General features: G+C 48.0%; 14 protein-coding genes. 9 read left to right on the top strand and 5 right to left on the bottom strand.

Annotated features, from left to right (window positions below):
- Positions 1-76: 76 nt before the first annotated feature.
- The 3 genes from JTI98_RS16975 to ycgZ all read right to left on the bottom strand — a co-directional run bounded on the left by JTI98_RS16975 (position 77) and on the right by ycgZ (position 1,000).
- Positions 77-343, bottom strand: a complete 267-nt coding sequence (locus JTI98_RS16975) for a biofilm development regulator YmgB/AriR family protein (RefSeq protein WP_043001947.1) — start codon at positions 341-343, stop codon at positions 77-79.
- Between the two features lie 41 nt (positions 344-384).
- Positions 385-690 (bottom strand): hypothetical protein, encoded by a 306-nt coding sequence (locus tag JTI98_RS16980; RefSeq protein ID WP_051642342.1) that lies wholly within the window; start codon positions 688-690, stop codon positions 385-387.
- Between the two features lie 70 nt (positions 691-760).
- Positions 761-1,000, bottom strand: a complete 240-nt coding sequence (gene ycgZ, locus JTI98_RS16985) for a regulatory protein YcgZ (protein ID WP_043000940.1) — start codon at positions 998-1,000, stop codon at positions 761-763.
- Positions 1,001-1,324: 324 nt separating this feature from the next.
- On the opposite strand from ycgZ, the gene JTI98_RS16990 reads away from it, so the two are divergent.
- The gene (locus tag JTI98_RS16990; RefSeq protein WP_043000941.1) at positions 1,325-2,545 is read left to right on the top strand and encodes a diguanylate phosphodiesterase; all 1,221 of its coding nucleotides are present in this window, start codon (positions 1,325-1,327) and stop codon (positions 2,543-2,545) included.
- A 221-nt stretch (positions 2,546-2,766) separates the two neighbouring features.
- Complete coding sequence (locus JTI98_RS16995; protein ID WP_044327680.1) at positions 2,767-3,498, top strand: MerR family transcriptional regulator; 732 nt, start codon at positions 2,767-2,769, stop codon at positions 3,496-3,498.
- Between the two features lie 372 nt (positions 3,499-3,870).
- Here the strand turns inward: JTI98_RS16995 and icd are convergent, their stop codons facing one another.
- On the bottom strand, positions 3,871-5,121 hold the full coding sequence (icd, locus tag JTI98_RS17000) for an NADP-dependent isocitrate dehydrogenase (protein ID WP_043000943.1): 1,251 nt from the start codon (positions 5,119-5,121) through the stop codon (positions 3,871-3,873).
- A 171-nt stretch (positions 5,122-5,292) separates the two neighbouring features.
- On the opposite strand from icd, the gene rluE reads away from it, so the two are divergent.
- Genes rluE through purB form a run of 5 tightly spaced genes read left to right on the top strand, consistent with a single transcriptional unit; the run spans position 5,293 to position 9,636 of the window.
- Positions 5,293-5,958 (top strand): 23S rRNA pseudouridine(2457) synthase RluE, encoded by a 666-nt coding sequence (rluE, locus tag JTI98_RS17005; RefSeq protein WP_216081572.1) that lies wholly within the window; start codon positions 5,293-5,295, stop codon positions 5,956-5,958.
- A 3-nt stretch (positions 5,959-5,961) separates the two neighbouring features.
- Positions 5,962-6,423, top strand: a complete 462-nt coding sequence (locus tag JTI98_RS17010) for an NUDIX hydrolase (RefSeq protein WP_216081573.1) — start codon at positions 5,962-5,964, stop codon at positions 6,421-6,423.
- 54 nt (positions 6,424-6,477) lie between these two features.
- Complete coding sequence (mnmA, locus tag JTI98_RS17015) at positions 6,478-7,584, top strand: tRNA 2-thiouridine(34) synthase MnmA (protein ID WP_044254911.1); 1,107 nt, start codon at positions 6,478-6,480, stop codon at positions 7,582-7,584.
- Between the two features lie 36 nt (positions 7,585-7,620).
- A complete protein-coding gene (gene hflD / locus JTI98_RS17020) occupies positions 7,621-8,262 on the top strand; it encodes a high frequency lysogenization protein HflD (protein WP_042320078.1) in 642 nt (213 codons plus the stop codon).
- 3 nt (positions 8,263-8,265) lie between these two features.
- A complete protein-coding gene (gene purB / locus JTI98_RS17025; protein ID WP_044327682.1) occupies positions 8,266-9,636 on the top strand; it encodes an adenylosuccinate lyase in 1,371 nt (456 codons plus the stop codon).
- A gap of 295 nt (positions 9,637-9,931) precedes the next feature.
- On the opposite strand, the gene JTI98_RS17030 is transcribed toward purB, so the two are convergent.
- A complete protein-coding gene (locus JTI98_RS17030) occupies positions 9,932-11,242 on the bottom strand; it encodes an AppA family phytase/histidine-type acid phosphatase (RefSeq protein ID WP_216081574.1) in 1,311 nt (436 codons plus the stop codon).
- Between the two features lie 609 nt (positions 11,243-11,851).
- On the opposite strand from JTI98_RS17030, the gene iraM reads away from it, so the two are divergent.
- Both iraM and JTI98_RS17040 read left to right on the top strand, forming a co-directional pair.
- A complete protein-coding gene (gene iraM / locus JTI98_RS17035; protein WP_216081575.1) occupies positions 11,852-12,181 on the top strand; it encodes an anti-adapter protein IraM in 330 nt (109 codons plus the stop codon).
- A 580-nt stretch (positions 12,182-12,761) separates the two neighbouring features.
- Positions 12,762-13,721, top strand: a complete 960-nt coding sequence (locus JTI98_RS17040; RefSeq protein WP_044328724.1) for a lipid A deacylase LpxR family protein — start codon at positions 12,762-12,764, stop codon at positions 13,719-13,721.
- Positions 13,722-13,969: the final 248 nt, after the last annotated feature.

Genomic DNA, 13,969 nt, shown 5'->3' on the forward strand with positions numbered 1-13,969 from the left:
AAGGTCGGCAATAATCGACTGACCCAACGCTGAGCATTTAAATAGAGCAGAAAATTGACTCCCCCCGTTAAATACATCAAATATCGTCTATAGTATGTCCGACAACTATTTCCAGGGTTTTTCTTATCACATCTGCATGTACGATGTCATCCGTGACTTCCAGCGTTTGTATCAGAGATAAAATGATATTTTTGTTATTAATATGCTCACCCTTTATAAGAATATGGCGTATAGCTGCGCCCAAAACCATTGCTTCTTCAGCAAGGGCGTCGCCGGCATGACGAAAATAATCTGAAAGGACGTGATCAGGCAAAGCACTATAAATATCAGGTTGTTGTGTGATTGCTGTGTTCATCATTTCCACCATCATTAAAAGTTAAGCGTTTAGTGAATTTTTCCTTTTCCTGGCTTCAGGGTTGTCCCTGAAAGTGAGCGGACGGTGTCCATTTGACCGCTATGTCTGGATGTCGGTGTTGACGTTGCTTTATCAGCTATCACCGCTTCAATGTAAGAAATAATTAGCGGAAATACCTCTCGACGACGGGCGTCCATTTCAGTTTCCTGCATAACGCGGAGTTGAGTGACCAGGGCCATTGAATTCACCGCCGCTTTACGTTTCAGCAGCGTCAACACTGCCTGGCCGATAAGTTCGTCTGTGAGTTGTTCAATGTCACTTCTGTTCATCATCATTCTCTCTTCTGCCGTGTTGCCAAGGACAGGAACACAGCATCATGTTGATTCACGATTTTAATACAAGGGCTCAGCGCTCAAAAAGCAAACCAATCAGCGCGTTATAATGACCCTCCTCTTCTACACAGGTCGCTTTTTCCAGACGACCAAGTAATTTTGTACACAGTGTCTTGCGATTCAGATTGCGCCCGTCCATTAGAATTTCCACCACAATCTGCCCCAATGTTTCCTGCTGAGTCGGCAAATTGGCCTTACTGAAATACTGCGCAATGGCGTTAGCTGTATCTGAAATGTAACCATTTTGCTGCATGAGTCTCTCCTGTGCGAATCAGTAAAAGGTTAATGCTGCGTTATTCAAAGTTAGAAAAATTGTACACAAAACCTGTACAAATGCATGATTTCATTTTTGACAAAAAGTGCTAATGATTTATTTTCAATTAGTTATAACTTATATATAGGTATTGTTCTGATAGTTATCTGTACACTACTTTGAGGCTCATTTTTTGGTGATGCCATCGTTATCCTCCACTTCCAACCCCACCCGCCACTCTTAAGTAAAACTTTCGTTAATTTAATGTGTTATATCTCCTCCGTTCTGTTAGGGTTAAACATCATTCCTCAATGCCGGAAAATCATGCTCACTACCATTATCTACCGCAGTCATCTCTGTGATGACGTCCCGGTGAAGGCGCTCGAAAGTATGGTCGCCGCCGCTAACCTTACAAATGGGCGTGCTGACGTGACAGGCATTTTGCTGTTTAACGGCACACATTTTTTTCAGCTGCTTGAAGGCCCTGATGAAAACGTAAGGGCTATTTATCAGGCGATTTGTGAAGACAAGCGCCACTATAATGTTGTCGAACTGCTGTGCGATCACGGTCCCTCCCGCCGCTTTGGGAAAGTGGGAATGGAGCTATTTGATTTACGGGAACATGATCGGGAGGAGGTATTACAGACCATTCTCGATAAGGGCACATCCCGATACCAACTTACCTACAACGACCGTGCGCTGCAGTTTTTCCGCACCTTCGTGGAAGCCACTGAAAAAGAGAACTATTTTGAGATCCCTCCCTCTGACACGTGGGATTTTATTGCGACCGAATCCGCTCGCACGATTCCCCTGACGTCAGTCAGTGAGGAGGCCAATTGCAGCTTTGCTTTTCAGCCCATCATCGATCCTTTTGCTCAGGAAATTGTCTCCCTGGAAGCGCTGCTGCGAACCCGTTCGGGTGATTCGCCACAGCGCTATTTTGACAATATTAAGGGCGACGATATTTATCTGGCCGACCTGGAAAGTAAGAAAGTCGCTTTTACACTGGCGACCTCACTGGGTCTGCGCGATCAGGTTTTGTCCGTGAATCTGTTGCCCATGACGTTGGTGAAGGTGCCGGATGCAGCCAGCTATTTGCTCAATGCCATTGCTGACAGTGGTCTTGTTCCGGAACAGATCATCGTTGAGTTCACTGAACGCGAGGTTATCTCCGAGTTTGAAGCCTTTACGGAGACGGTGAGAACCCTGAAATCCTCTGGGATCAGTATCGCCCTCGATCACTTTGGTGCCGGTTTTGGCGGTCTGCGGCTGCTGGCGCAGTTCCAACCCGATCGCATCAAAATTAATCGCGACCTCATTTGCGATGTTCATAAAAGCGGCCCACGACAGGCCATCATCCAGGCCATGATTAAGTGCTGTGCGTCTCTGGAAATTGCGATATCAGCCGTCGGGGTTGAAAAGCCCGAAGAGTGGATGTGGCTGGAATCGGCGGGTATTTCTCAGTTCCAGGGGCATCTTTTTGCCGCGCCTTGCTTCTGTGGAATTCCACCGGTTGCATGGCCTGAGAAAAAAACACCGCTGTAATCCTCTTATTTCGCCTGCTGTATTCATGGCGGCAGGTGAACCTCGCTACACCATCAGGGGATGCTGTACACGTTTCCTGTCTCATCAGTCTTGTTTACCTGACGTTCATTATTTTTAGCTAGGCTTAGTACGAGGCTGTTGTACAATAAATAATAAATTGTACAAACACGGCTGATTCGTTAGTTTGTAAGGAACGATTCGGTCCACGTATGAGGGACACTATGGGATTTTACAGCATAGGCGATGTCGCTGAACGATGCGGTATCAACCCCGTTACCCTGCGCGCCTGGCAACGGCGCTATGGATTGTTAAAGCCCCGGCGCAGCGAAGGCGGCCATCGTCAGTTTGATGAAGAAGATATCCAGCGCATTGAAGAGATCAAGCGATGGATTAAAAGCGGTGTGCCGGTAAGCAAGGTCAAAGTGTTGCTGGAACAAAGCATTGTGGCAACCCATAATGACTGGACCACTTTGCAGGAAGAAATGATGGGCGTGCTGCGTTTTGCTCATCCGGACAGGTTACGGGCCAAAATCGGTGCTCTTGCCCGTGAGCATACTTCAGACGATCTTATCGATCACATTTTCGTTCCCGTACGCCAACGCCTTAGCCTCGACCATAATACGGCCCGCATCATGTGCAGCTTGCTTGATGGCGTGCTGATTGAATTTGTGACCGCCTGTATGTCCGAAGCCCGCAAAAAAGCAGGCAAAGATGCGTTGTTGATTGGCTGGGATACCGAAGACCGCGCACGTCTGTGGCTGGAAGCCTGGCGTTTGTCTCAGCAAGGCTGGCACATCGCCGTACTGGCTGAACCGCTGGATTCTCCACGTCCGGAACTCTTTCCTGGACAACAGTTGTTTGTCTGGACCGGCATCGAACCGACCCGCCGCCAGCAGGAATTGCTTCAGCATTGGCACGAGCAGGGTTATTCGCTGGTCTTTCACCATCCCTGATGCCATCACCGTTCGTCCATGATCTCACCCTGAGTGGCGGTGTTCATACTCTAATCTCTTTAATGTGGGAGAGATGAGCAGGATTGTTCCTTATGAGCGAAAAACGGCCTAAAGATGTTGTTTCAAACATGCGAATAAGACGCCCGCTCCTGGCACAGAACGGACCAAACTATTAACGAGCATCCACCACCAAAACTGAGAAATGCCTAATGGGAACCGGGCAGTGGAGCTGTCATCTGATCGACCAGCCTCCCCCAGACTACCAGGGGGTTTTGATAACTTGTTTTGATAAAATTTTGATAACCGTTAGCAGCCTAACAAAAAACAACGGGAGCGTTACGCTCCCGTTAATAGATTTAACAATTATCGCTATTACATATTCGCGATGATTGCGTCACCAAACTCTGAACATTTCAGCAGCTTAGCGCCTTCCATCAGACGTTCGAAGTCATAGGTCACGGTCTTCGCGGCAATCGCGCCTTCCATCCCTTTAACAATCAGGTCTGCGGCTTCGAACCACTGCATGTGGCGCAGCATCATCTCAGCGGACAGGATGATAGAGCCCGGGTTCACTTTGTCCTGGCCGGCATATTTCGGCGCCGTACCGTGCGTTGCTTCAAACAGCGCACACTCGTCACCGATGTTAGCGCCAGGGGCGATACCAATACCGCCTACCTGTGCTGCCAGGGCGTCAGAAATGTAGTCACCGTTCAGGTTCATACAGGCAATCACATCGTATTCCGCCGGGCGCAGCAGGATCTGTTGCAGGAACGCATCAGCGATCACATCTTTGACCACAATCTCTTTGCCAGTATTTGGATTCTTGATTTTCATCCACGGGCCGCCATCGATCAGTTCAGCGCCGAATTCGTCACGCGCTAACTGGTAACCCCAGTCTTTGAACGCGCCTTCGGTGAACTTCATGATGTTGCCTTTATGCACCAGGGTCAGAGAGTCACGGTCGTTAGTGATTGCATATTCGATCGCCGCGCGAACCAGACGCTTGGTCCCTTCTTCGGAGCATGGTTTGATACCGATACCGCAGTGTTCAGGGAAGCGAATTTTCTTCACGCCCATCTCTTCACGCAGAAATTTGATCACTTTTTCCGCATCTGCAGAATCCGCTTTCCACTCAATACCGGCGTAAATGTCTTCTGAGTTTTCACGGAAGATAACCATATCGGTCAGTTCCGGATGTTTAACCGGGCTTGGAGTGCCCTGATAGTAACGAACAGGACGCAGGCAGACGTACAGGTCAAGTTCCTGACGCAGCGCAACGTTCAGAGAGCGAATACCGCCACCGACTGGGGTAGTCAGCGGGCCTTTAATCGCCACGCGGTAGTCACGAATCAGATCCAGAGTTTCAGCTGGCAGCCAGACGTCCTGGCCGTATACCTGGGTAGATTTCTCACCGGTGTAAATTTCCATCCAGGAGATTTTACGCTCGCCTTTATAGGCTTTCTCGACAGCGGCATCGACCACTTTCAGCATGGCAGGGGTTACGTCAACACCGATACCGTCGCCTTCGATAAACGGGATAATCGGATTCTCAGGAACGTTGAGTTTGCCGTTTTGCAGGGTGATCTTCTTACCTTCCGCCGGAACAACTACTTTGCTTTCCATTCACCTCTCCTTCGAGCGCTTCTGGTTTGCTCGTCTGTCATCGCGCTGCATGTGCCTTTGCGTCCTGCTGCACGACTGCGTTAGAGCAATTTTTTGTTAATGTTTTGTAATGAGCATGTCAATACTACCCTAATGTTCGCTGCCATGAAAGACACTCGTTATTAGGCTATAATGCGGCAATTGATAAGATCTGAAAATACCATGCAAAAAACTTCTTTTAGAAATCACCGGGTTGAGCGATTCAGCCAACTACAAGTCACTAAGCCCCGGAAAGAAAACCAGCCAAAACGCGTGGTTTTGTTCAATAAACCTTACGATGTTTTGCCACAATTTACCGACGAGGCCGGACGCCGCACGTTAAAAGATTTTATCCCTGTGCAGGGCGTGTATGCCGCAGGTCGTCTCGACAGAGACAGCGAAGGGTTGCTGGTGCTCACCAATGATGGCGCATTGCAGGCGCGTCTGACACAACCCGGCAAGCGCACCGGGAAAATTTACTACGTACAAGTGGAAGGCGAACCGACAGCGGAAGCGCTGGAAGCGTTACGCAATGGCGTGACGCTGAACGATGGTCCTACCCTGCCCGCAGGAGTTGAGATCGTCGAGGAACCTGAATGGCTGTGGCCGCGCAATCCGCCGATTCGCGAACGTAAAAGCATCCCCACCGCCTGGCTGAAAGTGACCTTATATGAAGGACGTAACCGCCAGGTGCGGAGAATGACCGCGCATGTTGGCTTCCCCACGCTGCGCCTGATCCGCTATGCGATGGGTGATTACACCCTGGGAAACCTGAGCAACGGTGAATGGCGGGATGTCACTGATCAAAAGAAAGGATAAATCATGTTCAAACCGCACGTCACGGTCGCCTGCATCGTCCATGCAGAGGATAAGTTTTTAATCGTTGAAGAGACCATCAACGGTAAAGCGCTGTGGAACCAGCCCGCCGGACATCTGGAAGCCGACGAAACGTTAGTCCAGGCCGCCACGCGTGAACTGTGGGAAGAGACCGGCATCCAGGCGCAGCCTCAGCACTTCATTCGCATGCATCAGTGGATTGCGCCGGACAATACGCCGTTTTTGCGTTTCCTGTTTTCGATTGAACTTGCCAATATGTGCGACACCGAACCCCATGACAGCGATATCGACTGCTGCCGGTGGGTGAGCGCCGACACCATCCTTACCGCCCCAAACCTGCGTTCTCCGCTGGTTGCCGAAAGTGTTCGTTGCTATCAAAAAGGCGTGCGTTACCCACTGGAGACGATCGGCGCATTTAACTGGCCGTTTACAGAGGGTGTCAACTAAAAGGGGTGCGTGATAGAATACGCCGCCTTGAAGTTCAATGTCGTGAGTATTCCAATGTCAGAAAGCCCAAAAAAAGTGATCGTCGGCATGTCCGGCGGTGTCGATTCCTCCGTTTCCGCCTGGCTGTTGCAACAACAGGGTTATCAGGTAGAAGGCCTGTTCATGAAGAACTGGGAAGAGGACGACGGTGAGGAATATTGCACTGCGGCCGCCGATCTGGCTGACGCTCAGGCCGTTTGCGACAAGCTCGGCATTGAACTGCATACCGTAAACTTTGCCGCAGAATACTGGGATAACGTCTTTGAGCTCTTTCTTGAAGAGTACAAAGCTGGCCGTACGCCGAATCCGGATATTCTGTGCAATAAAGAGATCAAATTTAAAGCCTTCCTGGAGTTCGCCGCAGAAGATCTGGGCGCTGATTATATCGCTACCGGGCATTATGTCCGCCGGGCGGATGTCGACGGCAAAAGTCGCCTGCTTCGCGGCTTAGATAGCAATAAAGATCAGAGCTACTTCCTCTACACGCTGGGCCATGAGCAGATCGCACAAAGTCTGTTCCCGGTCGGCGAACTGGAAAAACCGCAGGTGCGCAAAATTGCCGAAGACCTGGGACTGGTTACCGCAAAGAAAAAAGATTCTACCGGCATTTGTTTCATCGGCGAACGCAAGTTCCGCGAATTTCTGGGCCGTTATCTGCCAGCGCAGCCGGGTAAAATCATTACCGTGGACGGCGAAGAGATTGGTCAGCATCAGGGGCTGATGTACCACACGTTGGGTCAGCGTAAAGGTCTGGGCATCGGTGGCACCAAAGAAGGCACGGAAGATCCGTGGTACGTGGTGGATAAAGACGTTGAGAACAACATTCTGGTGGTCGCTCAGGGTCATGAGCATCCGCGTCTGATGTCCGTCGGCCTGATTGCGCAGCAACTACACTGGGTTGATCGCCTGCCGTTCACCGGCACAATGCGTTGCACAGTGAAAACCCGCTACCGCCAGACTGATATTCCGTGCACCGTCAAAGCGCTGGACGCCGAACGCGTAGAAGTGATGTTTGACGAGCCGGTTGCCGCCGTCACGCCGGGCCAGTCAGCGGTCTTCTATAACGGCGAAGTGTGCCTCGGCGGCGGTATTATCGAGCAGCGACTGCCCCTGCCGGTATAATTATTCTTAACAGACTGATACAAGGAAGCAGTGACCGTGGCAAAGAATTATTATGACATCACCCTCGCACTGGCTGGGATCTGCCAGTCTGCACGCCTGGTGCAACAACTGGCGCACCAGGGACATTGTGATGCCGATGCGCTCCACGTCTCACTGAACAGCGTTATCGATATGAACCCCAGCTCAACGCTGGGCGTGTTCGGCGGCAGCGAGGCGAATCTGCGTCTCGGCCTGGAAACCCTGCTCGGCGTACTGAATGCCAGCAGCCGTCAGGGGCTGAACGCGGAATTGACCCGCTACACGCTAAGTCTGATGGTACTCGAGCGTAAACTCACCGCCGCCAAAGGTGCTCTGGATACACTGGGCGAGCGGATCAACGGCCTGCAACGCCAGCTCGATCACTTTGATCTGCAATCCGAAACGCTGATGAGCGCGATGGCCGGAATTTATGTCGATGTCATCAGCCCGCTCGGTCCGCGCATTCAGGTGACCGGTTCCCCTGCTGTATTGCAGAGCCCGCAGGTACAGGCCAAGGTTCGCGCCTCACTTCTGGCGGGCATTCGCGCTGCCGTGCTCTGGCACCAGGTTGGCGGTGGACGTCTGCAGCTCATGTTTTCTCGTAATCGCCTGACCACTCAGGCAAAACAAATTCTTGCTCATTTAACCCCGGAGTTGTGATCTATGGAATTATCCTCACTGACCGCCGTTTCCCCTGTCGATGGACGCTACGGCGATAAAGTCAGCGCGCTGCGCGGGATTTTCAGCGAATACGGTTTGCTGAAATACCGCGTACAGGTAGAAGTACGCTGGCTGCAAAAACTGGCCGCGCACGCAGCGATCAAGGAAGTTCCTGCTTTTGCTGCCGACGCAATCGGTTTCCTCGACGCTATCGTCGCGAACTTCAATGAAGAAGATGCCGCGCGTATTAAAACTATCGAGCGCACCACCAACCACGACGTCAAGGCGGTTGAGTATTTTCTGAAAGAAAAAGTGGCGAATGTGCCGGAACTGCATGCAGTATCCGAATTCATTCACTTTGCGTGCACCTCGGAAGACATCAATAACCTGTCTCACGCGCTGATGCTGAAAACCGCCCGCGATGAAGTGGTGCTGCCTTACTGGCGTCAACTGATCGACGCGGTCAAAGATCTGTCCGTACAGTATCGCGACATTCCCCTGCTCTCCCGTACCCACGGCCAACCGGCTACGCCGTCAACGCTGGGCAAAGAGATGGCTAACGTCGCTTATCGTATGGAGCGTCAGTTCCGCCAGCTTAATCAGGTGGAAATTCTCGGTAAAATCAACGGTGCCGTCGGCAACTATAATGCCCACATCGCCGCTTACCCGGAAGTAGACTGGCATCAATTCAGTGAAGAGTTCGTCACCTCGCTGGGTATTCAGTGGAACCCGTACACCACGCAGATCGAGCCGCACGACTACATTGCCGAACTGTTTGACTGCATCGCCCGCTTTAACACCATTTTGATCGATTTCGATCGTGACGTCTGGGGCTACATCGCGCTGAACCACTTCAAACAGAAAACCATTGCCGGTGAGATTGGTTCTTCCACCATGCCGCACAAAGTGAACCCAATCGACTTCGAAAACTCCGAGGGCAACCTGGGTCTGTCTAATGCGGTATTGCAACATCTGGCGAGCAAACTGCCGGTTTCCCGCTGGCAGCGCGATCTGACGGACTCCACCGTTCTGCGTAACCTGGGTGTGGGTATCGGCTATGCACTGATCGCCTACCAGTCCACGTTGAAAGGGGTGAGCAAGCTGGAAGTGAACCGCGACCATCTGCTGGACGAACTGGATCATAACTGGGAAGTACTGGCAGAACCGATCCAGACCGTGATGCGTCGTTACGGTATTGAAAAACCGTACGAAAAGCTGAAAGAGTTAACCCGTGGTAAACGTGTCGACGCGGAAGGCATGAAGCAATTCATCGACAGCCTGCCGCTGCCGGATGACGAGAAAACCCGCCTGAAAGCCATGACTCCGGCCAATTATATTGGTCGAGCCATCGCCATGGTGGATGAGCTGAAATAATCACTTGCCCGGTGACACGACGTCACCGGGCCGACTTTCGCGCATGGCTCGCGCCGCCCCCGGCACGTCCCTTCCCCGGTTTACGAAATATTGATCCCCACAACACCATCATCAGCATAAACTACGCAGACAAAAAACAGCATCAAAACATTATAATAATATCGAAATATTAAAGAGGGATTTGCTTCCAAATCCTGCCCCAAAATGCGCACCTGAAATTCCCAAAACTTCGCTTTTAAACGTTCACCTGTTTGTCACTACCGTTCTTAATCTCCCTATTCTCTACGAATTATATTTAACGGTTTACATCAGCCATCACTGCACATTGTGTAATACGTGCTGTCTGCACAATGTCAATAAAATGCTTTAATGGACACATACCCTCAGGATTTTTATCCTGACAAGAGGGCAACGTAAGCACAATCTTGTTTGGGAGAGACGAAGATGAAAAAGGTTTAAACTCACGCATTTGTTGGAGAGTCTGATAAACAAACGAAATTTGAATCCAGTCAGTGTTATCACTCACTCGCGTCCATCTTTCGAAAACCAGCTCCCCGCCAGGAGGTGTATTATCTGGCTGCCCAGGTAGAGACCAGTTAAGATCAAATACCCCACTGAGATTTGCAAGATTGGTATCATGACCAGCAATAAACAATAATGAGACGGGTAATTTAATTCCGTAATGATTTTCTGTTGACCCATTACTCACTAATGCTTCGCTGATCAAATCGAGTAATGGTGTTGCTCTGCTGCGGGCAACTTCGGGAGTTCTTTGCAAAAGATCAAACTGAGCATTATGCAGACTTAATAACGCTGTCCATTCTTTCTCCCCATGAATTCGCCCCCACGCAACCTCTGGCATTCCCTGCGCCTCTTGCAATAGAAATATTTCCGTCAGCATGGAAGAAAGACTCCACGCGCCAGATAAGGAAACGGTATCCGCAGAAACCCTGAGTTCTGAAGGTAAGGTTCCTGGTAGCGTACAACCAGACTGGCTGGTTGATCGGCATGCTGCTGACCGGGAGAAATTGAGAACCTGTTCCAGAGTACGGAATGCAGAGTCATAACGCTGAGTGTACCGTTCAATGTTTCCTTCGGCACGTGTCAGAATCGCTTCCTGAGTTTTTAGTACATTAAAAGCACACACCCCCATTTTTACTGGATTAAAAAGAGGATCTTTTTTATCGTGCTCTTTTTGATAATGAACCTTATTTTTACATCCCGGCGCAAATCCAGCCAGAAATGCCTCACCGGTTTTACGAGTGCGCTGATCGGTATCAGCAATAACTGCCACCTGTTCTTGTGACGGACATACGTTACTTTCCAGAACGCCGTTATCGATTAATACTTTTTGTTGATATCGTCCCATTTCGGTGACAAGCTCACCACCCCGAGCCGTCAACCAGCCCAGCGGAACATCCCATTGCGGCCAATGGTAAGGTGTGATTTCCTGCATCAATGGGGTGAACTTTGTTGGTGCTCTTACACCGTGGCGACTTACTATCACAACTCGTTCAAGCTTCATGTCATCTGGCACTTCCGCCTGTAATGGGAAAGAACCAAACATGAATATAAACATTATTAATCGAAAAAGTAGCGTATTCATTGCCAGCCAACCTTATAGTTAATGAACCATAAATAGTTAACATAGGGATTACTGTATAATCATCTTATCACATAAACATTCATCCCACGCCACTATTCCAATGAACCTCATCGCATAAGAAAGAGAGACCACTACCAGGCCGACGCCGTTATTTTTCACTACGCGAAAGCCTTCTTCCATTAGCGCCCACAAGAGACATAACCACGACTTAACGTGATAACTGGCCTCCCAGGTGCAACATAATTTGTACTAGTCATAAGAATCGACCTTCAACATACAGACTGTATCACCATCGCTAAAGAAAAGGATAAGGCATGTCACTATGCACAATGACAAATAGGGGTATCACAGATTAAATAATTCCCTCTCACCCTGAAAAAATCCATGTTTATAATTTGACCACTAATTTTATAAAGACTTATAAAAAAGAAATACAAATATTAAAAAAGTGAAACAAAAAGATTCAACAAAAGATCGTTATAATAATAAAATCAATCACTCACGAACAAAAACACAATCAAAAAAATGATCTTTTTCAATGAGTTATCAAAAAACAACTACACTTTTCATCTATGAAAAATTGTCATTAGTAATGTTAAGGTCTCTAATATGGAATGGTTAGTTGTTGACACTATTGTCTGTTCTTCGAGTGGAATTTCATTTTCAATCCTCTGGTGTAAAATAAAGCTTATTATTTGGTATGAATCTGATGTTTTCCTTCCTCCAGGTTCCAGTGTCTCGCAGACTGACTCAGGGATTTACATTGACGGGAAATTTTTTCCATTGACAATTTATAACGTCACTCCCTTTAACAAGACCTTCTGGAAAATAATCGAGTGCAGCAATGAATGTCCTGGAAGGCAAAGCATTAAAGGAGCCCATTGTACAAGTGCTCTACACTGCAGAATAGCCATTTGTCCGTACGGATTGATAAAATAGTGTGTTCTCATAGCCATGTTACACTCTATCATCACGCAAAAAAGAAACAAAATGATAATAATATGCAAAGTTCAGCATAATTAGCCTATGACACATTGAATAAACCTTCGCTATTTATTACAGTGTTCTTGCGAAATTCAGATGTGTTTAATATTCTTCCCAATGGTTTACCGCATAGCAATATGCGGTTTTTTTTGCATAAAAAAGCATAACCAAATTGAACATATTCATTGCAGTAGAGTCGATGACATGCATTATATCCTGTTCTTCAGGACAGGAATAACACTTATTTATCTTTTTGTTTTACAGAAAAAAAACAATATCCCCCCGTAAAAACGCACAACTCCATCAAGAATATCCCCTATATGCAATAAATACTGAAGAGTTTTTCAAAAGTGCATGACTGTTCATACCCATCCCTCCTGAAAAAACTTTTACCACACATCAGCCATATAAAGCGATAAAAAAATAACACATTAAGAACATTTTATTGCAGAAAGCAGGATGTTTATTTTATGTTAATTTATGAACAAAGTAATACCTGGCCGATTAAAAAAGGGAAATTCTCAGGAGGCTGCTTATGAATAAGTCATTAACCCGCATTGCGTTATTCACACTGTTTTTCATGACACCTGTTGTTCAGGCTGATAGCATCGCATTATCATTGTCAAATGATGACGCAGGTATCTTTCAGCCTGCGCTTAACAAAATTTATAGTCATAAAGATGAAGCTCGCGATGATTATACACAAGGTCTCTTCCTGGGTTATAGCCATGATGTTACAGACTCAAGCCAGTTATCGTTTCATATCGCACAAGATATCTACTCACCATCAGGAGACAACAAGCGGTTACCGACAGCAATAACCGGAGACAGAGCTTTTAGTGCCTTTCTGTACACGGGTGTTGAATGGAATTCTGTAGCAAATAGCTGGTTTCGCTATCGCCTGGGGACAGACGTCGGCGTGATTGGACCAGATGCTGGCGGTCAACAAGTCCAGAATAAAGCTCATCAAATGATTAATGCTGAAAAATATCAAGCATGGGATGATCAAATCGAAAATCGCTATGGGTATACGGTTAAAGGAATGCTATCGCTGACTCCTGATGTGGATATCCTGGGAACGAATGTTGGTATTTATCCAGAAATATCCGCGGTAAGCGGAAATCTTTTTGAATATGTAGGATACGGTGCAACGCTTGCCATAGGCAATGACAAAACCCTGAACTCAGATAACGGGTATGGTCTGCTTGCTACTCGTGGGTTAATGCATACATCAAAAAATGATGGTTTAATATACAAGATATTTGCCGGGATGGAACGTCGGGAAGTTGACCGTAACTATACATTACAAGGAAAAACGCTTCAGACCCGAAATGAAACCGTCTCCCTTAATCATACCGTTGATGAATATCGCATCGGAGCCACTTTAGGTTATTCTCCGGTCGCTTTCACCTTATCTTTTAATCGTGTATCACCGGAGTTTAAAACTGGAAAAGATTATTCATTTGTCAATGGTTCTGTGACCTTCCTCTTTTAATCATCCGCCAAAACATAACGATAAGTATCTGCGGGGCTGTCGCTGATAAGTGGCAGTCCGCACACTTTTATATGCTTTCCACCCTCACCGCGACCTATAATACCTAGAGATACAGATGAGGTTTCCCGATAAGTTTCACTCCCTCAGTTATCTGTGAGAAAGATTAAGTGACCGCGAATACTATAACCTGACCGTACATTTCCCCTGACAGTCCTGCCCATCATGCCTGTCCGTCTGCATGGCAATAT

Origin of the sequence: Citrobacter sp. MGH 55, assembly GCF_016906145.1 — a bacterium.
GTDB classification, from domain to species: domain Bacteria; phylum Pseudomonadota; class Gammaproteobacteria; order Enterobacterales; family Enterobacteriaceae; genus Citrobacter_A; species Citrobacter_A amalonaticus.

Bases quoted from the DNA above. Each gene is read 5' to 3' on its own strand.
- JTI98_RS16980 (WP_051642342.1), bottom strand. From the start codon at position 690: ATGATGATGAACAGAAGTGACATTGAACAACTCACAGACGAACTTATC.
- ycgZ (WP_043000940.1), bottom strand. From the start codon at position 1,000: ATGCAGCAAAATGGTTACATTTCAGATACAGCTAACGCCATTGCGCAG.
- JTI98_RS16990 (WP_043000941.1), top strand. From the start codon at position 1,325: ATGCTCACTACCATTATCTACCGCAGTCATCTCTGTGATGACGTCCCG.
- JTI98_RS16995 (WP_044327680.1), top strand. From the start codon at position 2,767: ATGGGATTTTACAGCATAGGCGATGTCGCTGAACGATGCGGTATCAAC.
- icd (WP_043000943.1), bottom strand. From the start codon at position 5,121: ATGGAAAGCAAAGTAGTTGTTCCGGCGGAAGGTAAGAAGATCACCCTG.
- rluE (WP_216081572.1), top strand. From the start codon at position 5,293: ATGCGGCAATTGATAAGATCTGAAAATACCATGCAAAAAACTTCTTTT.
- JTI98_RS17010 (WP_216081573.1), top strand. From the start codon at position 5,962: ATGTTCAAACCGCACGTCACGGTCGCCTGCATCGTCCATGCAGAGGAT.
- mnmA (WP_044254911.1), top strand. From the start codon at position 6,478: ATGTCAGAAAGCCCAAAAAAAGTGATCGTCGGCATGTCCGGCGGTGTC.
- purB (WP_044327682.1), top strand. From the start codon at position 8,266: ATGGAATTATCCTCACTGACCGCCGTTTCCCCTGTCGATGGACGCTAC.
- JTI98_RS17030 (WP_216081574.1), bottom strand. From the start codon at position 11,242: ATGAATACGCTACTTTTTCGATTAATAATGTTTATATTCATGTTTGGT.
- iraM (WP_216081575.1), top strand. From the start codon at position 11,852: ATGGAATGGTTAGTTGTTGACACTATTGTCTGTTCTTCGAGTGGAATT.
- JTI98_RS17040 (WP_044328724.1), top strand. From the start codon at position 12,762: ATGAATAAGTCATTAACCCGCATTGCGTTATTCACACTGTTTTTCATG.